At 71.1% G+C, this 21,473-nt stretch carries 17 protein-coding genes; 5 read left to right on the top strand and 12 right to left on the bottom strand.

What is annotated here, in order from left to right:
* Nucleotides 1-30: 30 nt before the first annotated feature.
* Nucleotides 31-1,596 carry a peptide chain release factor 3 gene (locus ABD151_RS05870; protein ID WP_343992261.1) on the top strand — a complete coding sequence of 522 codons (1,566 nt, stop codon included), beginning with the start codon at nucleotides 31-33 and terminating at the stop codon, nucleotides 1,594-1,596.
* A 10-nt stretch (nucleotides 1,597-1,606) separates the two neighbouring features.
* On the opposite strand, the gene ABD151_RS05865 is transcribed toward ABD151_RS05870, so the two are convergent.
* Both ABD151_RS05865 and ABD151_RS05860 read right to left on the bottom strand, forming a co-directional pair.
* Nucleotides 1,607-2,644 (bottom strand): MEDS domain-containing protein, encoded by a 1,038-nt coding sequence (locus tag ABD151_RS05865; RefSeq protein WP_343992259.1) that lies wholly within the window; start codon nucleotides 2,642-2,644, stop codon nucleotides 1,607-1,609.
* A 106-nt stretch (nucleotides 2,645-2,750) separates the two neighbouring features.
* A complete protein-coding gene (locus tag ABD151_RS05860) occupies nucleotides 2,751-4,289 on the bottom strand; it encodes a chitinase (RefSeq protein WP_343992257.1) in 1,539 nt (512 codons plus the stop codon).
* Between the two features lie 140 nt (nucleotides 4,290-4,429).
* Between ABD151_RS05860 and ABD151_RS05855 the strand changes: the two genes are divergently transcribed.
* The gene (locus ABD151_RS05855) at nucleotides 4,430-6,745 is read left to right on the top strand and encodes a glycosyltransferase family 2 protein (protein ID WP_343992255.1); all 2,316 of its coding nucleotides are present in this window, start codon (nucleotides 4,430-4,432) and stop codon (nucleotides 6,743-6,745) included.
* On the opposite strand, the gene ABD151_RS05850 is transcribed toward ABD151_RS05855, so the two are convergent.
* From ABD151_RS05850 to ABD151_RS05820, 7 genes are all read right to left on the bottom strand, one after another.
* Nucleotides 6,742-8,802: a catalase gene (locus ABD151_RS05850; protein WP_343992253.1), complete on the bottom strand. Its 2,061-nt coding sequence runs from the start codon at nucleotides 8,800-8,802 to the stop codon at nucleotides 6,742-6,744. The two genes, ABD151_RS05855 and ABD151_RS05850, sit on opposite strands and share 4 nt — an antisense overlap.
* A 49-nt stretch (nucleotides 8,803-8,851) precedes the next feature.
* Nucleotides 8,852-10,030, bottom strand: a complete 1,179-nt coding sequence (locus ABD151_RS05845; RefSeq protein ID WP_343992251.1) for an alcohol dehydrogenase catalytic domain-containing protein — start codon at nucleotides 10,028-10,030, stop codon at nucleotides 8,852-8,854.
* A gap of 37 nt (nucleotides 10,031-10,067) precedes the next feature.
* Entirely contained in the window at nucleotides 10,068-11,549 is a 1,482-nt protein-coding gene (gene cls / locus ABD151_RS05840; protein WP_343992249.1) for a cardiolipin synthase, read from the bottom strand.
* A complete protein-coding gene (locus ABD151_RS05835) occupies nucleotides 11,546-12,052 on the bottom strand; it encodes a hypothetical protein (protein ID WP_343992247.1) in 507 nt (168 codons plus the stop codon). The genes cls and ABD151_RS05835 overlap by 4 nt, the downstream gene beginning before the upstream one ends.
* Before the next feature lie 15 nt (nucleotides 12,053-12,067).
* Nucleotides 12,068-12,445, bottom strand: a complete 378-nt coding sequence (locus ABD151_RS05830) for a PLDc N-terminal domain-containing protein (RefSeq protein WP_343992245.1) — start codon at nucleotides 12,443-12,445, stop codon at nucleotides 12,068-12,070.
* A gap of 110 nt (nucleotides 12,446-12,555) precedes the next feature.
* Complete coding sequence (locus tag ABD151_RS05825) at nucleotides 12,556-14,295, bottom strand: SulP family inorganic anion transporter (protein ID WP_343992243.1); 1,740 nt, start codon at nucleotides 14,293-14,295, stop codon at nucleotides 12,556-12,558.
* Nucleotides 14,292-15,941 carry a SulP family inorganic anion transporter gene (locus tag ABD151_RS05820; protein WP_343992241.1) on the bottom strand — a complete coding sequence of 550 codons (1,650 nt, stop codon included), beginning with the start codon at nucleotides 15,939-15,941 and terminating at the stop codon, nucleotides 14,292-14,294. Before ABD151_RS05820 ends, ABD151_RS05825 begins: the two co-directional genes overlap by 4 nt.
* A gap of 209 nt (nucleotides 15,942-16,150) precedes the next feature.
* Here ABD151_RS05820 and ABD151_RS05815 point away from each other — a divergent pair, with 209 nt between their 5' ends.
* The 3 genes from ABD151_RS05815 to ABD151_RS05805 are packed head-to-tail and all read left to right on the top strand — an operon-like array spanning nucleotide 16,151 to nucleotide 18,236.
* Nucleotides 16,151-16,579, top strand: coding sequence for a hypothetical protein (locus ABD151_RS05815; RefSeq protein ID WP_343992239.1), 429 nt, complete (start codon nucleotides 16,151-16,153; stop codon nucleotides 16,577-16,579).
* A 21-nt stretch (nucleotides 16,580-16,600) separates the two neighbouring features.
* Entirely contained in the window at nucleotides 16,601-17,563 is a 963-nt protein-coding gene (locus ABD151_RS05810) for a DUF1214 domain-containing protein (RefSeq protein WP_343992237.1), read from the top strand.
* Nucleotide 17,564: 1 nt separating this feature from the next.
* Nucleotides 17,565-18,236, top strand: a complete 672-nt coding sequence (locus ABD151_RS05805; RefSeq protein ID WP_343992235.1) for a GAP family protein — start codon at nucleotides 17,565-17,567, stop codon at nucleotides 18,234-18,236.
* Here the strand turns inward: ABD151_RS05805 and ABD151_RS05800 are convergent.
* Genes ABD151_RS05800 through ABD151_RS05790 form a run of 3 tightly spaced genes read right to left on the bottom strand, consistent with a single transcriptional unit; the run spans nucleotide 18,223 to nucleotide 21,307 of the window.
* A complete protein-coding gene (locus ABD151_RS05800) occupies nucleotides 18,223-19,263 on the bottom strand; it encodes an AI-2E family transporter (protein ID WP_343992233.1) in 1,041 nt (346 codons plus the stop codon). The two genes, ABD151_RS05805 and ABD151_RS05800, sit on opposite strands and share 14 nt — an antisense overlap.
* Nucleotides 19,260-19,694 (bottom strand): hypothetical protein, encoded by a 435-nt coding sequence (locus tag ABD151_RS05795; RefSeq protein WP_343992231.1) that lies wholly within the window; start codon nucleotides 19,692-19,694, stop codon nucleotides 19,260-19,262. The genes ABD151_RS05800 and ABD151_RS05795 overlap by 4 nt, the downstream gene beginning before the upstream one ends.
* Nucleotides 19,691-21,307: an alkyl sulfatase C-terminal domain-containing protein gene (locus ABD151_RS05790; RefSeq protein WP_343992229.1), complete on the bottom strand. Its 1,617-nt coding sequence runs from the start codon at nucleotides 21,305-21,307 to the stop codon at nucleotides 19,691-19,693. Before ABD151_RS05790 ends, ABD151_RS05795 begins: the two co-directional genes overlap by 4 nt.
* Nucleotides 21,308-21,473 lie beyond the last annotated feature (166 nt).

Raw genomic sequence — 21,473 nt, 5'->3', positions numbered from 1 at the left:
GCAGCCCCGACCCCGGGTAGATTCAGCACAGTGTCTGACACTCGCCCACGCCGCACCTTCGCCGTCATCAGCCACCCCGACGCCGGCAAGTCCACACTGACCGAGGCCCTCGCACTGCACGCTCGTGCGATCAACGAGGCCGGTGCCGTGCACGGCAAGGGCGACCGCAAGGCGACGGTGTCGGACTGGATGGCGATGGAGAAGGCCCGCGGCATCTCGATCACCTCCGCCGCGCTGCAGTTCGAGTACCGCGACCACGTCGTCAACCTCGTCGACACCCCCGGTCACAGCGACTTCTCCGAGGACACCTACCGGGTGCTTTCGGCCGTCGACTCCGCGGTGATGCTGGTCGACGCCGGAAAGGGCCTCGAGCCGCAGACCCTCAAGCTGTTCCGGGTCTGCGCCCTGCGTGGCATCCCGGTGATCACCGTGATCAACAAGTGGGACCGCCCCGGCCTCTCCGCGCTCGAGCTGATGGACAAGATCGAGCAGCAGATCAAGATCCGGCCCACCCCGCTGACCTGGCCGGTCGGCGAGGCCGGCGACTTCCGCGGCGTGCTGGACCGCCGCACCGGCGAGTTCATCAAGTACACCCGCACGGCCGGCGGCGCGACCCGTGCCCCCGAGCGGCGGATGGACGCCGACGCGGTGGAGGAGAACGACCGGCAGGTCTGGGCCGCCGCCGTCGAGGAGCATGAGCTGCTGGAGCTCGACGACGCCGACCACGACCAGGAGCGCTTCCTCACCGGCGAGACCACCCCGGTGATGTTCGCCTCCGCCCTGCAGAACTTCGGCGTCGCCCAGCTGCTCGACCTGCTCCTCGAGCTGGCCCCGGCGCCCGGGTCCACAGAGGGCGTGGACGGCTCCAGCCGTGAGCCGGGCGGCGAGTTCAGCGCGTTCGTGTTCAAGGTGCAGTCCGGCATGAACAGCTCGCACCGCGACCGGCTCGCCTACGCCCGGATCGTCTCCGGCGAGTTCGAGCGCGGCATGGTCGTCACCCACGCGGGCAGCGGCCGGCCGTTCGCCACCAAGTTCGCGCAGACCGTCTTCGGTCGCGAGACCACCTCGGTGGAGCACGCCTACCCCGGCGACATCATCGGCCTGGTCAACGCCAACGCGCTGCGGGTGGGCGACACGATCTACACCGGCAAGGCGATCGAGTACCCGCCGGTGCCGAGCTTCGCACCCGAGCACTTCATGGCTGCCTCGGCCGGCGACATCGGCCGCTACAAGCAGTTCCGCAAGGGCATCGAGCAGCTCGACCAGGAAGGCGTGGTGCAGGTCCTGCGCTCCGACCTGCGCGGCGACCAGAGCCCGGTGCTCGCGGCCGTCGGCCCGCTGCAGTTCGAGGTTGTCGAGGACCGGATGCTGCACGAGTTCAACTCGCCGATCCGGTTCAGCCGGCTCGACTACCAGGTCGCCCGGATCACTGACGCCGCCGGCGCCGCAGCACTGGCGGGCAAGCGCGGCATCGAGGTCCTGCAGCGCAGCGACGGCACGCACATGGCGCTCTTCGTCGACCAGTGGCGGGCCCAGGTCACCGCACGCGACAACCCGGAGATCATGCTGGAGGCCCTGCCGGCAGGCGGAGCCTGAGGCAGCATCCTCAGACCAGCGCTTCCGAGCGCACGTCGAGGTCGGCGCGCAGCCGCACGGTGAATCCGTCGGGGTCGTGGCGGAAGCTGAGGTCGTCGGTGAACTGCCGCGCGAGCCACAGGCCCTCGTGCTGATGGGCGACGCCGGACGCCGACGCGGTGGTGAACCCGCGGAACGGGTCGTCGAAGCCCGCACCGGAGTCGGTGACGGTGGTGATCACGTGGTCGTGGTCGACCCACATCCGCAAGGCGACCGGATCGGTGCCGTGGCGCACGGCGTTGGCGAGCACGGCGTCCACCGCGAGCACGTACTCATCGACCTCGATCAGCGCCGGGTCGGCCGGGAAGAGCAGGCCCGCGTAGGACTGCAGCGCCGTGTCCATGCTGGAGAGGACGTCGGCCAGGTGTTGGCCGGCGCGCTCCGCAGCCGGCTGGTCGGCGATGCCCCGTATCTCCAGCACCGGCCGCTCTGACTCCGCGGCGAGCACGGGCGGCGCCGACCATTCGCGCAGCAGCTCTGCGGGGTCGCGGTACTCGGGGTTCACCCGGGTTGCGCCGTCCCGGTACAGGTGGGCGTGCGTCTGGCGCACCGCGCGCAGGAGCTTCGGGTCGGCGCGCCGGGTGTCGTAGGTGCAGAGTGCGTCGAACGGCTGGTCGGCGAAGACGTGGTTGACCGCTGCCTCGTAGCGCGACCAGCGCGGCCAGCTCCTGGGCACGTCGTAGGTGCGGTCGGGCAGCGCCCCGACCACACAGAGCCCGGCACCGCCGTCGTCGCCGGCCTGGCGCACCTGCTCGGCGTAGAACTCGAGGGTCTCGCCGCAACTGAGGTAGGCGTCCGACTCGCCGAGCATCGCGATGCGCGGCAGCTCCGGGACGGCGTCACGGATCGCCCGGTTGCGTTGCGGCGCGCAGGCAAGCATGAGGGTCTGTCCGCGTTCGGCACCGGCACGCAGGTGCTGCGCCGCCGCTTCGATGAGGAGATCGTCATCGGCGTAGAGCACGGCGTCGTGGCATCCGCTTGCGCGGCTGTCCCTCTGCCGGTCGGTCATGCCTGAACCACGTCCTCTGGTCTGACGGCCCCTGCTGCTCCGTGCCGCCACGAGATGATCACAGCCTGGGTACCCGGTCACGCCCCAGGCAAACGGTCCGTCGGCCTCAGCTGCCCGCCTTCGCGCGGGCCTCCTTGAGCTCGGCGCCCTCGAGGCGCTTCCACGGGGACGGCGAGTCCTGGGTGGACGGCGCGTCGGGGCTGTTGCCCTGCGTCCACCACTTCGCGACGTAGGCGAGATCGCCGAGCTGCACGACGTCCCCGGCGACATAGGCGGCACCCGGGCGCCACTTCGCGAAGGTACCGGGCGCGACCGTGGGCAGCGGCTCCGGCTTCTCGCCCGGCAGCACCGGCCCGATCAGGCGCCACGGCGCCGAGTCGTCGGCCACGGTCGGGTCGTCCGGAACGTCCCCGCTGGTCCACCACTTGGCGACGTAGACGTTGCGGCGCCAGACCACCCGCTCGCCGGCCTGGTAGGCCTGCTCGGCGTTCCACACCTGGTACGGGCTGGTGGCGGGGTCGTCCTCGTCGACGGCGGTCGGCTCGTCGGTGGCCTCCGGCTCCGCGGTGACGCCGGGGCCGCTCTCCAGCTTCGCGCCCAGCAGCTGGGCGAAGGCGCCGGTCGCCTGGTTCAGGCCGCTGCAGGAGGTCGAGACCTTGGTGATGTCCGGCCAGTTGCCGCTGCAGGCCCGGTCCCGGTTCAGCGACCACATCGAGAGCCGGCCCAGCTTCTGCGCGGCGGCGAACTCCTTCAGCTCGGCGGCGTCGTCGAGCGAGAAGACCTCCCCCAGCACGTCGTTCTGGCCGAGCATCGGGGTCGCCCCGATCAGCCGCCACAGCTGGGCCGCGGTGCGCCGGTCGCCGACGCCGCGGTAGAGGTCGTCGAGCTGAGTGTGGGTCGCCTCCAGGGCCTTGATCGAGGCCTCAGCCATCGAGTCGCCCGGCTCCTTGCTGTCGGAGTAGTTCATCGTCATCACGTTGACGCCGCGCAGCCGGACCCCGGCCTCCAGCATCCCGGTGACCAGTTCGAGGCCCTCGTCGGTGAGCCCGTGCGGCGCGACCGGGAGGGTCACCCAGACCTCGGTGCCCTCCTCCTTCTGCAGCTGCGCGACCGCCTGCGCCCGTCGCTGGTTGGCCGCGTCGTCGGAGAGCGCCTCGCCCTCGACGTCGAGGTCGATCACGCCGATCTCGTAGCGCTGAACGACGTCGCGGTAGGCGTCGGTTAGCTCCTCGACGTCGTCACAGGCCACCGCGAGCTCGGTGTTGGCCTGACCGCCGAAGGAGATCATCGGAGCTCCGCCGAGCTGGCGCAGCCGGGCAACCCGACGGTCGAGGTCGAGCTGGTCGCGCGCCTCGTCGAGGGTGTAGGCACCGCCCCACGCAGGTGCGCACTCCTGGTCCGGGTCGGCGACCACGAAGGCGAGCACGGCGCTGTTGCCGGCGCCGGGCTCCGGGTCCTCGAACTCGTAGGAGGGCGTCGCGGTGACGTCGACGTAGCCGGCGAACCAGGACGGCTCGCCGACCTTGACCCGCGAGTCCTGGAACCACTGCCAGCCGCGCAGCGAGGTGAAGACGATCCCGGCCAGTGCGAGGACCACGACGCCAAGCCGGATCCACGAGAGCCGTCGTCCCGCTACCAAAGCCATCCCCGCAACTCCCTCAAGTTGTCCATCTGTGCACCCCCGGCAAGCGAGTAGCCTACGAGGGCTCTACCGTCGTCCTTGCAAAGTGTCCAAATTTGACCGGCCTCCAAACCTGGAGCATCCGGTGGCCGGGGAGGGAAACCGTGGCGACAACAGAGCTCGATGCGCGCCGTCGACGGCAATGGGGAGCCGAGCGGCGCAGCGAGCCGATGCCGATCGTGCACCCCCGGCCGACCCTCGCCAAGCTGACCTGGGGCCGGATCGCGATCACCGCCACCGTCCTCTTCTGGCTGGCCTACCTGATCACCACGGTGGCCCGGCACTTCCTCAACAACGCCGGCGGCTTCCGGTTCACCATGGAGGCGATCAGCTACGTCGCCGTGGTCACGATGCTGACCTTCTCCGCGCTGATGTACCTGATCGCGCGGCAGGGCGCGCTGCGCCGTTTCCGCGAGCACCAGCGGGTGCCACGCGGCCTGCTCGACGAGCACTACGCCACCTCCGGGCGACCGATGACGGTGCTGATCCCCTCCTACGCCGAGGAGCCGGACATCGTCCGGCTGACCCTGTGGAGCGCGGCGCTCCAGGAGTACCCGGACCTCCGCGTGGTGCTGCTGCTCGACGATCCGCCGTTCCCCACCGACCCGGACGACGCCGAGCGGCTCGAGGCCACCCGCGCCCTGGCCGGCCAGATCGAGACCGCGCTCGCCGTCCCGCTGCGCCGTGCCCAGGACACCTACGACGCCGCGGTGCTCGCCCTGGCCGAGTCGCCGCACGCCCCGATCGAGGTGGTCGCCTCCCTCGCCGACGAGTACCGCCGGGCCGCCGAGTGGCTGGAGGAGATGGCCGACACCGAGACCGTCAGCGACCACGTCTCGGAGTTCTTCGTGGACCAGGTGCTGATGGCCCTGGCCAGCGAGCTCCGGCTCAGCCTGCTGGCGCTGGAGGCGGCCGTCGAGCAGGACGCGCAGATCGACAGCGAACGGGTCCGCCAGCTCGGCCGGCGCCTGATCTGGATCTTCTCCGCGACGATGGAGAACTTCGAGCGCAAGCGCTACGCCTCGCTCTCCCAGGAGGCCAACAAGGCGATGAACATCAATTCCTACCTGGGGTTGATGGGCGGCACCTGGCGGCCGGTGGAGACCGCCGAGGGCACCGTGCTGCAACGGCTCTCCCCCGACGCCGCCGCCGCACCCGACGACCTGGTGATCCCCGACCCCGAGTACCTGCTCACCCTGGACGCCGACTCGCAGCTGCTGCGCGACTACTGCCTGCGCCTGGTCTACTTCCTCGAGCAGCCCGAGAACAGCGACGTCGCGATCACCCAGACGCCGTACTCCTCCTACCGCGGCGCCCCCACCCGGATCGAGCGGATCGCGGGTGCGACCACCGACATCCAGCACATCCTGCACCAGGGCATGACCCACTACGACGCCACCTTCTGGGTCGGCGCGAACGCGGTGATCCGCCGGCCCGCGCTGGAGGACATCGTCGAGGTGGAGACCGTCGGCGGCCACGAGATCCGCACCTACGTCCAGGACCGCACGGTGATCGAGGACACCGAGTCCAGCATCGACATCGCGGCGGCCGGCTGGCGGCTGGTCAACTACCCCGAGCGGCTCAGCTACAGCGCGACGCCGCCCGACTTCGGCTCGCTGATCGTGCAGCGCCGCCGCTGGGCCAACGGCGGCCTGCTGATCTTCCCGAAGTTCTGGCAGCAGCGCGGTCCGCGGGCCCGCGCCGGACGGCCGATCCGGCTCGGCGAATTCTGCCTGCGGCTCAACTACATGGTCTCGATCGCCTGGGCCAGCCTGGCGCTCTTGCTGCTGCTCTTCTACCCCTACGACAACCGGCTGCTCAGCCCGCTGGTGCTCGGTGCGGCGCTGCCCTACTTCCTGTGCATGGCCAGCGACCTGTACGCCTGCGGCCACCGGCGCCTCGACGTGTTCCGGATCTACGGCTTCAACCTGGTGCTGCTGCCGGTGAACCTGGCCGGCGTGCTCAAGTCGATCCAGCAGGCCTTCACCGGCGAGAAGATCCCCTTCGCCCGCACGCCCAAGGTCCGCAACCGCACCGCTGCGCCAGGCTGGCACGTCTTCGTGCCCTACGTGATCGTCATCTACTCGCTGATCACCGCCTGGCGCAGCTACCACCACGAGGACTGGGGCAACCTCTTCTTCGCCGTCTTCAATGCGGTGCTGGCCGCGATCGCGATCCGCGCCTACATCGGCATCACCAGCTCGCTGGTGGACATGGCGATGGGCGTCGTGAACTGGCTCTTCGTGCCCGTGCGCGCCCCCAAGGCGGCCGCACCCACGCCCGATCCGAACGCGCCGATCGACTGGGACGGCATCCTGTACCACGGCGACCGCCGCCTCAACCGCGACCTGCGCGGCAAGCGCGACCGGCGCCGGCGTGCGGCGGCCACCAGCGGGGGCAGCAAGGCGAAGGCGTCCTAGCCGGCCGCTCCCAGCCGCGCCCACACCCGGTGCTCGGCGAGTGCGGCGACCAACGCCTCGACCAGGTCGGCAGGCTCGGACCCGACGAACACCCCGGGCCCGTCCGGCTCGCCGAGGCCAGCCGCGTGGACGGCGTCGGCCCCCGCCTCGCCCCAGGCGGCGATCGCCTTGGCGTGCCGCCAGCTCTCCTGGACCATCAGGCTGATCCGCGGGTCGAGTGTCGGCGCTCCGTCGGCTCCCGCCTTCTCGTCGCGGCGCGGCAGCGCATCGGCCGCCGGCCGCGGGCAGCCCAGGAGGAGCAGTGCGTCGAACTCCACCGAGCGCGCGGTGGCGAAGGTGCCGTCGACGGCGACGCCCGCCACCTCGCCACCGTGGGGAGCGATCAGCTTCGGGGTCAGCCCGGCGTCGGTGACCGCATCGCGCGCCGTCTGCACGGCGTCGGTGTCGCCGTCGGGGTCGACGACGATTCCCACCACGCGTCCCGTGGTCGGCCAGCTCTCCCCCAGTTGCGAGAGCGCGGGGCTCGGCTCGACGTCGGCCAGCTCCTCGCTCGGCGCGGGGGCGTCCAGGCCGAGCGCCGTGGCGACCTCGCTGCAGAGCTCGGGGTCGATGTTCGCCAGGCACTGCAGCTGGCGCTCCTTGACCGAAGGATCGAGGCACTTGCCCAGCTCGAAGGAGTAGGCGCGGATGATGTGCTGGCGCTCGAGCGCGGACATGCTCAGCCAGAACAGGCGCGCCTGGCTGAAGTGGTCCTCGAAGGTGGCCGGGTTGGCGCGCACCTTCGTCGACTCGGCGATCGTCACCGCCGCCTCCTCGAACGCCCTGTCCTCGGCACCGGCGAAGAACGGACAACCGCCGTCGAGGGAGTTCTCCTGGTAGGGAGCGACACCCTCGTGCACCCGGTGCTGGTGGAAGCCGTCGCGGAACATGTCGTTGACCGGGGCGTGCGGCTGGTTGATCGGGAGCTGGGAGAAGTTCGGCCCCGCCAGCCGGGTGAGCTGTGTGTCCAGGTAGGAGAACAGCCGCGCGGCCAGCAGCGGATCGTCGGTGACGTCGATGCCCGGCGGGAGGTGACCGGGGTGGAAGGCGACCTGCTCGGTCTCGGCGAAGTAGTTGCTGGGGTTGGCGTCCAGCGTCAGCCGGCCGATGGGCTGCACCTCGGCCAGCTCCTCGGGGACCAGCTTCGTCGGGTCGAGCAGATCGATCCCCGCGAACATCTGCTCGGGGTTGTCCTCGAACACCTGGACGCCGAGCTCCCACTGCGGGAAGGCACCGGCCTCGATGGCATCGGCGAGATCGCGCCGATGGAAGTCCGGGTCCAGACCGCCGAGCAGCTGCGCCTCCTCCCAGGTCAGCGAGTGCACGCCGAGCAACGGCTTCCAGTGGAACTTGACCAGGGAGGTCTCGCCCTCGGCGTTGGTGAGCCGGAAGGTGTGCACCCCGAAGCCCTCCATCATCCGGTAGGAGCGTGGGATCCCCCGATCCGACATGTTCCAGATCGTGTGGTGCTGCGCCTCGGTCTGCAGCGAGACGAAGTCCCAGAAGGTGTCGTGCGCGCTCTGCGCCTGCGGGATCTCGCGATCGGGGTGGGGCTTGCCGGCGTGGATGATGTCGGGGAACTTGATGCCGTCCTGGATGAAGAAGACCGGCATGTTGTTGCCGACCAGGTCGAAGGTGCCCTCGGCGGTGTAGAACTTGGTCGCGAAGCCGCGGGTGTCGCGCACGGTGTCGGCCGACCCCCGGGAGCCGAGCACCGTGGAGAACCTGGTGAAGACCGGCGTCTGCACGCCCTTGCCCAGGAACGCGGCATGGGTGAGCGGGGTCGCCGTGCCATAGCCCTCGAAGACGCCATGGGCACCCGCCCCGCGGGCATGCACCACCCGCTCCGGGATCCGCTCGTGGTCGAAGTGGGTGATCTTCTCCCGCAGGTGGTGGTCCTGCAGCAGGGTGGGGCCGCGCTCGCCGGCCTTCAGGGAATGGTCGCTGTCACGCAGTCGCGCACCCTGCGCGGTGGTCAGGAAGTCGCCCTCCTGGCTCGTCGTCCGCTTGTCGTCCATGACGTCGCCTCCTCGGCTATGGGTCGTGTAGTCCGGGCTCGCGGTCGACTCAGGGCCGGAAGACCACCTTCACCGTGTTGTTCGCCTTCTGCTGGAAGTCCGCGTAGGCCTGCGGCGCTGCGTCGAGATCGAGGTGGTGCGTGGCGAACTGCTCGACGCCCAGCGGGTCGTCGTCCACCAGCAGCGGCAGGATGTCGCCGGCCCAGCGGTGCACGTTGGCCTGCCCCATGTGCAGGGCGATCTGCTTGTCGAAGAGGGTGAGCATCGGCATCGGGTCGGCCTGGCCCCCGTAGACGCCGGAGAGTGAGATGGTGCCGCCGCGGCGAACGGCGTCGATGGCGGTGTAGAGCGCGGCGAGACGATCCACACCGGCGCGCTGGATCATCGCCTGAGCCAACGGCTTGGGCATCATGCCGGCCGCCCGCTGGGCCAGGGCGGCCATCGGTGATCCGTGCGCCTCCATGCCGACCGCGTCGATCACCGAGTCCGCGCCGCGGCCCCAGGTCTTGCTGCGCACCTCCTCGGCGACGTCATCGACCTCGCGCAGGTCGATCACCTCGGCGCCGCGCGCGAACGCTCGCTCCAGGCGCTCGGTGACCAGGTCGACGGCGATCACCCGCACCCCGCGATGCAGCGCGATCCGGGTGGCCATCTCGCCGATCGGGCCGAGCCCGAGCACGAGCAGCGTGCCGTCGTGAGGGATCTGGGCGTACTCGACCCCCTGCCACGCAGTGGGCAGCACGTCGGAGAGGAAGAGGAAGCGGTCGTCCTCGGGGCCGTGCGGCACCTTGATCGGGCCGAAGTCGGCGTGCGGCACCCGCAGGTACTCGGCCTGGGCTCCGGCGACGGCGCCGTAGAGCTTGCTGTAGCCGAAGAGCGCGGCTCCGCTGCCGTGCTCGGTGACCTGGGTGGTCTCGCACTGGGTGTGCAGGCCGCGCTCGCACATCCAGCAGTGCCCGCAGGCGATCTGGAACGGGACCACCACCCGGTCGCCGACGGCGAGGTTCTGGGCGCCCGGGCCGACCTCGACGACCTCGCCGAGCGGCTCGTGGCCGACGATGTCGCCGGCCGTCATGAACGGGGTCAGGGTCTCGTACAGATGCAGGTCCGAGCCGCACAACCCCGACGAGGTGACCTTGATGATGGCGTCGTTGGGCTGTTCGATCTTGGGGTCGTCAACCTCTTCGACGCTGACCTTGCGATGTCCTTGCCAGGTAACTGCCTTCATGTCGCAGGCGGTACCCGGGGCCCGTGATCGCAAACGGCTACTGCAGCGCCGCCGTCAACCGCATCACGTTGTCGACGAACCTCAGCCGCGCCGGGCGCTGGCTCCACTCGGCCAGGGTCAGCTCGCTGCAGATCTTGCGGTAGTCGTCCTCGACCCGGCGCAGCTCGCCGACGATCGGCGCGCCGAGCATCATCAAGGAGACCTCGTAGTTGAGCGCGAACGAGCGCATGTCCATGTTGCTGGAGCCGATCACCGCGACGTCGTCGTCGATGGTGAAGTGCTTGGCGTGCAGGACGTACGGCGCGGGGTAGCGGTAGATCCGCACCCCGGCCTCGAGCAGCGCGCGGTAGTAGGAGGCCTGGGCATGTCCGACCATGAACTGGTCGGAGATCTCGCTGACGAAGAGCTCGATCTCGATCCCGCGCTGCGCGGCCGTGGTGACGGCGTAGAGCAATGACTCGTCCGGCACGAAGTAGGGGCTGGTCAACGAGATCCGGCGCTGGGCCGAGTAGATCAGCGTGGTGAACAGGCGCAGGTTGTTCTCGGTGACGTACCCGGGCCCGCTGGGCACCACCTGGCAGCGCACCTCGCGCACCGGCGAGCCGGTGGCGACCTCGGGTGCCCGGTACCCCTCGACGCCGTGCAGCTCGCCGGTCTCGGCGTACCAGTCGCCGACGAAGACCGCGTCCAGCTCAGCCACCGCCGGACCCTCGATCCGCACCATCAGCTCGACCCACTCGCGGCCCAGCTGGTGGTTCTTGGGCTTGTTGTAGCCGGGCTCGGTGAGGTTCTGCGAGCCCGCGAAGCCGACCTCGCCGTCGACGACGACGAGCTTGCGGTGGTTGCGCAGGTCCGGCCTGCGGAAGCGCCCGCGCAACGGCATGATCGGCAGCATCGGGTGCCACGCGACCTCGGTGCCCGCCAACCGCGCCTTCAGGTCGCGATAGCCCGGGATGCCGCGCGATCCGAGGTGGTCGAAGAGCAGCCGCACCGCCACGCCACGTTCGGCCGCACGTGCCATCGCCTCCAGCAGCGGAGCGGTGACGGCGTCCCACGCGGTGATGTAGAACTCCACGTGCACGTAGCGCTGGGCGCCGTCGACTGCCTCGGCCATCGCCTGGATCGACCGCACGTAGTCCGGCTCGATGGTGACGTCGTTGCCCGCGACCAGCGGCAGCGCGCCGAGCCGGTCGTTGAGCTGGACCACCGAGCTCAGGTAGGCCGGGGCGTCGTCGCCGACCTGCTGCGGCAGCTCACCGGCGCGCTCCAGGATCCGCGCGTTCACCTCGCGCTGCAGCTCGTGGCGCCGGCGTCCGACCCGCGCGCTGCCGAAGAGCAGGAAGATCCCGAAGCCCGGGATCGGCAGCACCACGATCAGCAGCAGCCAGGCCATCCCGGTCGACGGCTTGCGGTTGCCGGGGATCACGCCGAGTGCGATCACCCGCAGCACCAGGTCGGTCAGCACGACGGCAAGGCCGACCCAGGTGAACGGCTGGTTGAAGAACTCCTGGAAGCTCAATGCAGCAAGGCCTTCGCTGCGATCATCACGACGCCGAGCGAGCTCGCCAGCAGCCCCTCGCCGACGGCGAGTGCCAGTCCGGCACCGAGCCGGCGGGCGCCGAAGTAGCCCAGCCCGAACAGCAGGACCACGGTCACCAGCAGCGTGGTGCTGGCCGCGGTCGCTGGCTCGCCGTCGAAGAGTCCGACAAGGAGCACCACCACGAGACCGGGCAGTGCGCCGAGCACCACCCCGAACTCGCCGCGCAGCGCATCACGCAGCCGACGGCCCACCGACGACATCTGACCGGCCAGGTGGTGCGAGACGACGTGCACGTAGACGTGTGCCATCCAGTAGGTCCAGACCACGAAGGCCCAGACCGCGCAGAGCCGGCCGATCGTCTCGACGTGGAGCCCGACCGCGCCGATCGTGGCAGCCGAGACGATCGCGCCGTAGACGGCGTCGGCCGGGCTGGTGCCGGGCAGGAAGGTCCACGGGTGGCGCTTGGCCGGGCTCTGCGTCATGCGTTCCTCAGTTGCTCAGGCGAGCGCGCGTGCCTTGAGCACGGCGAACTCGTCCGAGGTGATGGCGCCCTGGTCGAGGAGCCGCTTGGCCGCCTCGATGTCGGCCGCCGGGGAGCTCGCGCCCGCGGCGTCCCTGATGTAGGCACGGGTGGCCTGCTCGACCTGCTCGGCCTGTGCACGTCCTCGCTCCGCCATCCCCTTGCCACGCACCACAAGGTAGACCAATGCGGTGATCGCGGGAACCACCAGCAGCAGGACCACCCACAGCGCCTTCTTGCCGCCCGAGGTCTCCGGGTCGCGGAGCAGGTCACCGATGATGTTGAACAGCACCATCAGGTAGGAGATGAAGAAGAAGGACCAGATCAGCAGCCACAGGACGTCCCAGAAGCTCATTGTTTTCCCCTCGTTGCGATGGCGATGGCATCGCTACGGCAGCGATCCCCATCGAGGCTATGCCGCAGGCGGCGCCCAGCGCGCCGTCCGAGGGCGGCGAGCCGGAGAAGTCACCCCCCAGGGGTGATGTCCGGGTCTGGATCGGGGCGCGAGCGCCGGCGCTCCTCGATCGCTGCCAAGGCGGTGCCGACCGAGGCACCGAGACGATCGGTGGCCGCGAAGACGTTCTCCTCGTCCAGGGCCCGCATCCCGCCGGTGACCCGCAGCTGCTCGAGGACCCGCTCCCCCACCCCGACCAGCAGCAAGGTCGCCCCGGCCGCCCGGCAGCGCTCCGCGTAGCGGGTCAGCACGCCGAGCGAGGTGGCGCCCAGGTCGTCGGAGCCACGCAGCCGCAGCACCACGAACGCGTCGTCCGCGACGGCGGCCGGCGCCGGGAGCTGTTCCTCCAGGCGGGCCGCGGCGGCGAAGAACAGGCTGCCGTAGGGCACCAGGACGACGACCTCGCCGGCGTCCAGCCGGGCCGGCGGCGGCACCTCCCGAGGCAGCACCTGCCCCTCGTCGAAGACCCAACGGACTACCGCGATCCGGTTCGACTGGCTCGTCACGTGCAACAGCACCGCGAAGGCGACGCCAGTGAGGACCGCGTACTGCAACGGGATCAGCAGGGTGAGCACGAAGGTCAGGGTGAGCACGGTGGCCTGGGTGATGCCGGTGCGCCAGACCATCAGCATGGTCGCCGGCCGCAGGGTGCGCACGCCCACGATCACCAGCAGCGCACCGAGCGCTGGCATCGCGGTCGCGGCGATCACCGGGGCAGCCAGCAGGATGGTCGCCGCCATCACCACGGCTGCCACCAGGTTCGCCAGGGCGGTCGCCGCGCCGGCGTCGCGCACCAGCGCGGTGGCCGACATCGACCCGCCGACCGGCATCCCCTGCGCGACGCCGGCGAACAGGTTGGCCACCCCCTGGCCGCGGAAGTCGGCGGAGGCGTCCGGATAGGCGCCGTCGGGGTTCGGCATCGAACCGGAGATCGCGGCTCCCTGCACCAGGCCGACCAGGGCCAGGGAGAGCGCGGGCACCAGCAGTGCCGGCACCAGGTCGAGTGCCGGCAACGCGAGGTCCGGCAACGAGTCCGGGACGGCGGCGGCGTCCGAGATCGACGCCACGTCCAAAGCCGGGATCCACCAGGCGGCAGCCGAGGCCGCGGCGACCGCGACCAGCATCGCCAGCGGGCCCAGCCGGGTCCGCTCCAGGCCCAGGGTCAGCAGCACGGTGATCGCCGCCACCGTCACCGCCGGGCCGGAGAGCTCGGCGACGTGCAGCACGGTGTCGACGGCGCGCAGGATCCTGTTGCCGGCCTCGGAGTCGAACCCGGTCACGTTGCCCAGCTGGCCCAGCACGATGTTGATCGCCACCGCGTTCACGAAGCCGACCAGCACCGCGGTGGGGATGAACCGCACCAGCGAGCCGAGGCGGGCCAGCCCGAGCCCGAGCATCACCATGCCGCTGAGCAGGGCCAGCGTGCTCAGCGCCTGGGCGCTGGTGGCGGCGTCCTGGGTCTGCGGCACGTCGGAGATCAGCACGCCCATCGCGCCGGTGGTCTGCACCGTCATGAAGACCGACCCGGTCGCCAGCGCGCCGCCGAGGGTCCCGGCCAGATAGGCGTAGAGCCCGTGCACCGGGTTGACCCCGGCCAGCAGCCCTGCAGCCAGCCCGTCGGGCACCGACTCGGTGCCGAGCACGACGCCCGCCTTGAGGTCGCGGCGCACCGTCGCCCGGCCGCCGAAGCGGCGCAGGTAGCGCCGGGTCGCCGTGCGGGCCCGGGTACGGGCGGAGAGGCGCTCGGTCATCGTGCCCGGCCGTCGCGCCCGGTCAGCGCGGCCAGCGCCGTCGGGGTGTCGCGATAGCGCGGGACGGCGTCGAAGAGCTCGAGGTGGCGCAGCCGGTCCTCGAGGGCGTCGTCGACGCGCGACAGCGCGAGCTCCAGCCCGGAGCCGGTCACCTCCGCGCCCACCCGGCGCCACCCCTCCGCTGCGGTGACGTCGATGTCGGTCACCGCGCCGAGGTCGAAGAGCACCGCCCGCGTCGCGGGCCTGTCCGCCGTGGCGGCGCCCGCCTCGGCGACAGCAGCGCGGACCGCGGTGGCGAACCCGGTGGCGTTGGCGAAGAAGACCGGCCCGGCAGGGCGGAGCACCAGCACCCCGGGCTCCGCCTGCACCAGCACGTGGGTGAGCGCCGCGCGGCGGGTCAGGTTGACCAGGGCCAGCACGAAGGCGAGCAGGATGCCGCCGATCGGCCCGATCACCAGCACGCCCAGCATTGCGATCATCGCGATCGCGAACTCGTCGCGCGAGATCCGCCAGAGCTCGCGCAGCTCGCCGACCCCGACCAGCCCGAGGACCGCGACCGCGACCGTGGCGCCGATCGCCGGCGAGGGGATGTCGGCAAGCAGGTCGGCGCCGAAGAGCAACAGCAGCAGGGATCCCAGCGCCAGGACGACCGACGGCAGCTGGGTGCGCGAGCCGGCCGCGTCCATCGCCGCGGTGCGCGAGGTGGACGAGCCGACGCTGAACGACGAGGAGAGTCCGGCACCGATGTTCGCCAGGCCGAAGGCGGTCAGGTCGCGGTCCGGGTCGTGCGGCTGGCCGTTCTGGTCGGCATAGCTGCGCCCGACCAGCAGCCCCTCCGCGACGGTGACCGCGGTCAGGGCCAGCGCGGAGGGGACCAGCGCGATCCAGACCGTGAGCGGCAGGTCGGGGACGGCGAGCTCGGGCAGCCCGGAGGGCACCGCGCCGAGCACCGCGATGCCGGCCTCGGCAGCGTCGAGTGCCATCCCGGCAGCGGTCGCCCCGACCACGACCACCAGCGCCCAGGGAACCGCCGGCAGCAGCCGCCGTCCACCGATCAGCAGGGCCAGCGAGACCGCGCTGAGCAGCGCCGACCAGCCGTGCGTCGCACCGAGGCCGCCCGCCAGCTCCACGACCCGCTCGAAGAAGCCCTCCTCAGCGAGCTTGATGCCGAGCATCTTCGCGACCTGGCTCAGCAGCACCTCCAGCGCCAGCCCGCCCACGAAGCCGATCAGGATCGGCCGGGAGAGGAAGTCGGCGAGGAAGCCCAGCCGGAGCCGGCCGCAGAGCAGGAACAGGCCGCCGCCGATCACCGCCTGGGCGGCGGCCATCGCCGGATACGCCTCCGGGCCGACCGCGCCCATCGCGCCCACCCCGGCCAGGCTGGAGGCGACCAGGGCAGCGGCAGCGGCGTCCGGCGCCACCACCACCTGCCGGGTGGAGGCGACCAGGGCGAAGAGCAGCGAGGGCACGATCAGCGCGTAGAGGCCCGCTGTGGCGGGCAACCCGGCGATCTGGGCGTAGCCGATGTTCAGCGGCACCGAGAGCGCGAGCAGGGTGACCCCTGCGCTGAGCTCGCGGGCGAGGTTGGCGCGGCTCAGGCCGGGGATCAGCCGAAGTCGCCCGGTGGGCTTCGAGGTGTCGGACACGGTGCGCTGGCCAGCCTGTCGTCGGGGGTCTGCAGCGACCCTCCCAGCGGTCACGCACGCAGGGCAAAGGACTGGGCCTCGGCTCATCCTTTGCGGGTGATTCTGGCCCTCACGCCCACAGCTGTCCTAGACACCCGCCCGGGCGCGCACGAGTCTCGGAGACGGCCGCACCCCGCGGTCCGTCCGCTCTGCTCGAAGGGAACCTCCTGATGTCGTTCACGACTCGACCGCTCGCCCTGTCCATCGCCGCCTTCGCCACCATCGGTCTCACCCTCACCGGATGCTCCGACGACGACGAGAAGGCGGCCGACAACGAGGCCAAGGCCTGTGTCGCGATCGCCGACTTCCAAGACGCCGTGAGCGAGATCAGCGGGCTGACCGCCGCCTCCACCCTCGAGGAGATCCGCGAGGTCCGCGAGGGCGTGCGCGAGGCCTACGAGGACCTGGCCGAGAAGATGGACGACGTCGCCGGTGACCGTGAGGCGGCGCTGAAGTCCTCCTACGACTCGTTCAACGACGCCGTCGACGACCTGCCCGACGACGCCACCCTGCCCGAGGCCATCGCCTCGCTGCAGGAGGAGTCGGCCGCCATCGACGCTGCCCAGGTGGCCGTCGCCGACGACCTGTCCTGCGACTGATCCGGACGAGGAGCCAGCTCCATGAGCATCCACGTCAACACCGACAACTTCACCCGGGCCGAGTCCGACCTGATGTTCTCGCGGCTGCGCTCGCAGAGCGAGGGCGTCAACACCTGGACGCACTACCGCGCCCCCTCACCGCTCGACCAGCAGCCGATCGTCCGGCAGAACCGCGACACGCTGTACAGCTCGTGCATCGCGGACCTCAGCGAGCCGGTCACCCTGGTGCTGCCGGACGCGGGTGAGCGCTACCTCTCGGTGATGGTGGTCAACCAGGACCATTACATCCCGCGGATCTTCCACGCGGCCGGCGAGTACGAGCTGACCCAGGAGGAGTTCGGCAGCCAGTACGTGCTGCTGGCCGCGCGGATCCTGGTCGACCCCGCCGACGAGGCGGACGTGGCCGAGGTGAACCGGCTCCAGGACGGGATCGAGATCCGGGCCACCCGGACCGAGGAATTCGTCCTGCCCGACTACGACGAGGCCTCGCTGACCAAGACCCGGACGGCGCTGCTCAGCCTCGCCGACGGCCTGCCGGACTTCCGCGACGCGTTCGGCACCTCCACCGAGGTCGACCCGGTCCGCCACCTGGTCGGCACCGCGGCGGGCTGGGGCGGTCTGCCCGGGTACGAGGCGCACTACCTGAACGTGGTGCCGGGGCTCCCGCTCGGCGAGTACGAGCTGCGGATGATGGACCCGCCCGTCGACGCGTTCTGGTCGATCTCGCTGTACAACGCCGACGGCTTCTTCGAGGGCAACGAGCTCGGCGTGAACAACCTCAACAGCATCACCGCGACCAAGGACCCCGACGGCGCCACCACGGTCCGCTTCGGCATCGCTCCCGACGGGCACCCGAACTACCTGCCGATCATGGACGGCTGGAACTACATGGTGCGGCTCTACCGGCCGCGTCCGGAGGTGCTCGACGGCAGCTGGGAGCCGCCGGCAGTGCGCCGGCTCGACGCGGCGGAGAGCGGCCGCTGAGGTGAACGAGGCCATCGGCGGCATCCTGCCGCTCGCTCTGGGCGTCGCGATCAGCCCGGTCCCGGTGATCGCAGCGATCCTGATGCTGCTCTCCCCCGCTGCCGGCCGGACGGGAACCAGCTTCCTGCTCGGCTGGTTGGTCGGGATCGCCGGCGCGGTGACGCTGTTCACCGCGCTCGGCGGCCTCGTCCCCGATGACGGCTCGGACTCCTCCCGTCCGGTTGTCGCCGCGATCCAGGGCGTGCTCGGCCTCGCCCTGGTCGCACTCGCGGTGCGCCAGTGGCGCAGTCGTCCCACCGGGGACGACGAGCCCGAGCTGCCCGCGTGGATGAACGGCATCGCGTCGTTCACCGCTGCCAAGGCCTTCGGGCTGGGTGCCGTCCTGGCGGCGGCGAACCCGAAGAACCTCTTCCTGGCGATCGCGGCCGGCGTCGCGGTCAGTCAGGCGGAGCTGGAGACCAGTGCCACGGTGCTGGTGCTGGTGATCTGGGTGGCCATCGCGGCCTGCTCGGTGGCGGTCCCGGTGCTGATCGCCCTGGCCGCTCCCGGCCGGGTGGCCGCACCGCTGGACCGGCTCCGCGCATGGCTCGCGGTCAACAACGCCACCGTGATGTGCGTGCTGATGCTGGTGATCGGGGTCAACCTGATCGGCAAGGCGATCAGCGCGCTGTAGCCGCGCCGTCCTCCCTGGCGGCCATCAGATGACGGGCGACGACCACCAGGGAGGCGGTCACCGGGAGTGCGGCGATCGCCCCCAGCACGCCGGCCAGCCCACCGCCGATCAGGATCGCCACGAAGGTCGTCAACGGCGACAGGTGGATCACCGAGGAGAAGACCCGCGGCGCGATGAGGTAGTTCTCCGCCAGCTGGTAGATCGCGAAGAAGACGGCCACGGCCAGGGCGGTCCCGATGCCGTCGGTCAGGCTCGCCGCGACCGCCACCACCGCGCCGAGGAAGGCGCCGATCTGCGGGATCGCGTCGAGGAACATCACGATCACCGCGAGCACCGCCGGGTAGGGCACGCCGAGGATCAGGAAGACCACGAACGAGATGCTGCCCGCGGCCACGCAGACCAGCGCCTGGCCGCTGACGTAGGCACCCACCTTGGCCAGCACGTCGTCGAGCACGGCCGCGCGCTCCGTGCCAAGGAGGACCGCTGCACGCTGCTTGAGTCGCGGCAGCGCCAGGCTCATGTAGACCGCCACCGCGGCCACGGTGCCCGCGCTGACCACGAAGCCGAGCAGCCCACCGGCTGCGTCGAAGAGCGAGCCGAAGACTCCGTCCAGGTTGGCCAGCACGGCCAGGGCCAGGTCCTTGGCCTGGGACTGGACCTCCGGGTCCTCCAGACTCGCCGCCAGCTTGGTGTCACCGACCGCGTCGGCCACCCCGTCGAGGACCTCGGGGGTGGCGTCGATCAGCCGTCCCAGCTGGTGCGCCAGCGGCACCGCGATCAGCAGCACGATGCCGGTCAGTGCGGCGAGCAGGCCGAAGGCCATCGCCACGATCACCCAGCCGCGCCGCCAGCCCCGTCGCTCGAGCCTGCTCACCCAGGGGTCGATGCCGACCGCGACGAAGGCACCGATGAAGATCAGCACCAGCACCGAGGCGATGTCGGCCACCGCCTGCATCAGCGCGATGGTGCCCACCACCAGGACCGTGGCACGCACGATCCACAGCGCCGAGGGCCACGACGGGTTCATCCCAGCACCTCCGGTGCGCGCCGGCGTCCGCCCGTCTCCTTGCTCTCGCGCAGCGCCTCGATGCCGGCCTTGACCAGCACCAGCGGCAACAGCAGCGTGGCCAGTGCGGTCACCAGCCAGACGATCACCGTGGCACCGACCCAGACCCAGAGCCCGCCGTCGATGGTCACCGCGTCGCCCCAGGCCACCGCGATCGCCAACGCGATGAACGACGCGACCAGCCCGGTGCCGCCCAGGAACGCGGTGGCGCGGGTGGCCGCCATCTTCGTGATGAACGGCGTCAGCACCGACTGCAGCACGGCGTAGACGACCACCACGGCAAGGAAGCCGACCGGCTCCACCTGGACCTGGTCCAGCAGCACGGAGGCGGCCAGGATGCCGAGTGCAGCGGAGCCGAAGTAGATGAGGATGCGCAGGACCAAGCGGATCATGGGGTCTCCTGACGGGTGGTGTCGGGTAGGGGGACGCCGCCGGTGGCGGCACAGCTCCAGGCAACGAGCAGGGAGGTGAAGCGCTCGAACAGGTGCAGGTCGCCGGTCACGCGGAGGTCGCCGGCATGCAGCGCCTGCCCGGCATCGCGGTGGCCGCAGGCGATCGCGCCCAGCACCTCGCGGCTGCTGGCCACCTCGACGTCGGCGATCGTCGTCGCTGCGTCGACCGGCACGGCGAAGAGCACGCCGTTGCGCAGCGAGAGGAGCTGCTCCTCGTCGTCGTCCACACGCCAGGGGAAGGAGAAGGCGTCCCCGGCCGCGCGCGGACCGTGCAGACGGACCGCCAGCAGATCGAACAGCTCCTCGGCCGTGCCCTCGGCGCGGCAGGGCATCAGCGGCGCGGCTGCGCGCGCGGCGGGATCTCCGGCCAGGCTGCGCGACCGCGTCGTGAAGCGCTGGTAGCGCACCAGGTTCTCCTCCTGGAAGGCCAGCTGCTGGTAGGCCTGCGCGGTGATCTCGCCCAGTGCGGGGGTGGGCTCGACGCGGAGCAGCATCTCCCCCAGCTCTGCGGCCGCCCGGTAGTCGCCCTCGTCCAGTGCCGTGCGGACGACAGAGGCCGGCTCGATCGCGCTGCCCAGGGCATGCACCAGCCGGGCCTCGCTGGCGGCGGAGAGCGCCGAGGAGCCGCTCGCCTCCTCCGCGCGCCGCGGAAGGAGCATCGCGGCATAGTCCGCGAGCGTGGCGTCGTAGCCGCGGACCTGCCACTTGGCGGTCAGGGTGGGCGGGAGCTGCAGGCCGGCCAGCACCTCCTCGACGCCGGCGCCCGCGGCGGCGAGCCGGAGCACCTCGTCGTGCAGGTAGCGCAGCAGGTCCCGTCCGTCGGCGAGGACCTGACGCGACCGGGAGCTCCCCCAGGTCGGCCAGTCCTGCGCGCCCACCACCACGCTGAGCTCGTCGCGGTAGGAGGTCAACGCGCGGTGCAGGGCCTTCGCCCGGGCCAGCGGGTCGGCGGTCCGCCCCTCGACGCTGACCGAGGGCAGGGTGTGGGCGACGGCGCCGGCGGTGTGGAGCATGCCGTGCTGGGGGAACCAGCGCAGCAGCTCCCCGTCGGGCTCCGCGCCGTCGGGGACGACCGGCAGGCTCTCGATGACGACGCCGTCGATGACGCTCATCCCGATCCCCTGCTGTGCGGCGACGGCGCTGTGCAGCACCGCCGTCACCGGCTGCGGGCCGAGCACCTCGTCGAGGAGCCGGAGAGTCGCCTCGCTCAGCCGCTGCTCGCGCGGCGGGTCGATCAACAGCCGGCCCTGATCGCCGGCGACGACGGTGACGTTGCGCCAACCGTTGCGGATCTGCCAGACCCCGGGCACCACCGCGAAGAGCCCGCGCACGGCCCGCAGGTCGCGGATCCGTTGCAGGCTGGGGTGCAGCGCCTCGTCCGGCAGGTCGGCCAGCGGAGCCGCCGGCGAGCTCAGCGCGGGCGGCAGGTCGGCGAGCCGCCCCTTGCGGACGTCGGCCCAGTCCTGCCCGTCGCGGAACGGCAGCTGGGCGAGCGCACGTTCGAAGACCAACCGGGTGTGCCGGGAGATCGCACCCCACGGAGTGTCAGTCATGGGCCGAGAGTGGCAGCCCGGGACATTCGCGAACCAGTGGACGGGGCCGAACTCATCCTTTGCGGATGACGCCGATGTCGGCTCTCTCCGTTTCGTCTGATCTTTCCGTTGGTCGTCCACCTCCACTAGGCTCCTCGACCATGGTGCAAGCGCCTCCGGGGTCCTG

The sequence above is a fragment of the Nocardioides dubius genome, from assembly GCF_039528155.1.
GTDB classification, from domain to species: Bacteria; Actinomycetota; Actinomycetes; order Propionibacteriales; family Nocardioidaceae; genus Nocardioides; species Nocardioides dubius.
Note: the sequence above shows the minus strand (reverse complement) of the source record. Positions and strands in the feature narration are given on the sequence as shown.

Excerpts from the sequence above, each read along its gene's own strand:
- ABD151_RS05865 (WP_343992259.1), bottom strand. The coding sequence starts at position 2,644 with ATGACCGACCGGCAGAGGGACAGCCGCGCAAGCGGATGCCACGACGCC.
- ABD151_RS05860 (WP_343992257.1), bottom strand. The coding sequence starts at position 4,289 with ATGGCTTTGGTAGCGGGACGACGGCTCTCGTGGATCCGGCTTGGCGTC.
- ABD151_RS05850 (WP_343992253.1), bottom strand. The coding sequence starts at position 8,802 with ATGGACGACAAGCGGACGACGAGCCAGGAGGGCGACTTCCTGACCACC.
- ABD151_RS05845 (WP_343992251.1), bottom strand. The coding sequence starts at position 10,030 with ATGAAGGCAGTTACCTGGCAAGGACATCGCAAGGTCAGCGTCGAAGAG.
- ABD151_RS05835 (WP_343992247.1), bottom strand. The coding sequence starts at position 12,052 with ATGACGCAGAGCCCGGCCAAGCGCCACCCGTGGACCTTCCTGCCCGGC.
- ABD151_RS05830 (WP_343992245.1), bottom strand. The coding sequence starts at position 12,445 with ATGAGCTTCTGGGACGTCCTGTGGCTGCTGATCTGGTCCTTCTTCTTC.
- ABD151_RS05825 (WP_343992243.1), bottom strand. The coding sequence starts at position 14,295 with ATGACCGAGCGCCTCTCCGCCCGTACCCGGGCCCGCACGGCGACCCGG.
- ABD151_RS05815 (WP_343992239.1), top strand. The coding sequence starts at position 16,151 with ATGTCGTTCACGACTCGACCGCTCGCCCTGTCCATCGCCGCCTTCGCC.
- ABD151_RS05810 (WP_343992237.1), top strand. The coding sequence starts at position 16,601 with ATGAGCATCCACGTCAACACCGACAACTTCACCCGGGCCGAGTCCGAC.
- ABD151_RS05800 (WP_343992233.1), bottom strand. The coding sequence starts at position 19,263 with ATGAACCCGTCGTGGCCCTCGGCGCTGTGGATCGTGCGTGCCACGGTC.
- ABD151_RS05795 (WP_343992231.1), bottom strand. The coding sequence starts at position 19,694 with ATGATCCGCTTGGTCCTGCGCATCCTCATCTACTTCGGCTCCGCTGCA.
- ABD151_RS05790 (WP_343992229.1), bottom strand. The coding sequence starts at position 21,307 with ATGACTGACACTCCGTGGGGTGCGATCTCCCGGCACACCCGGTTGGTC.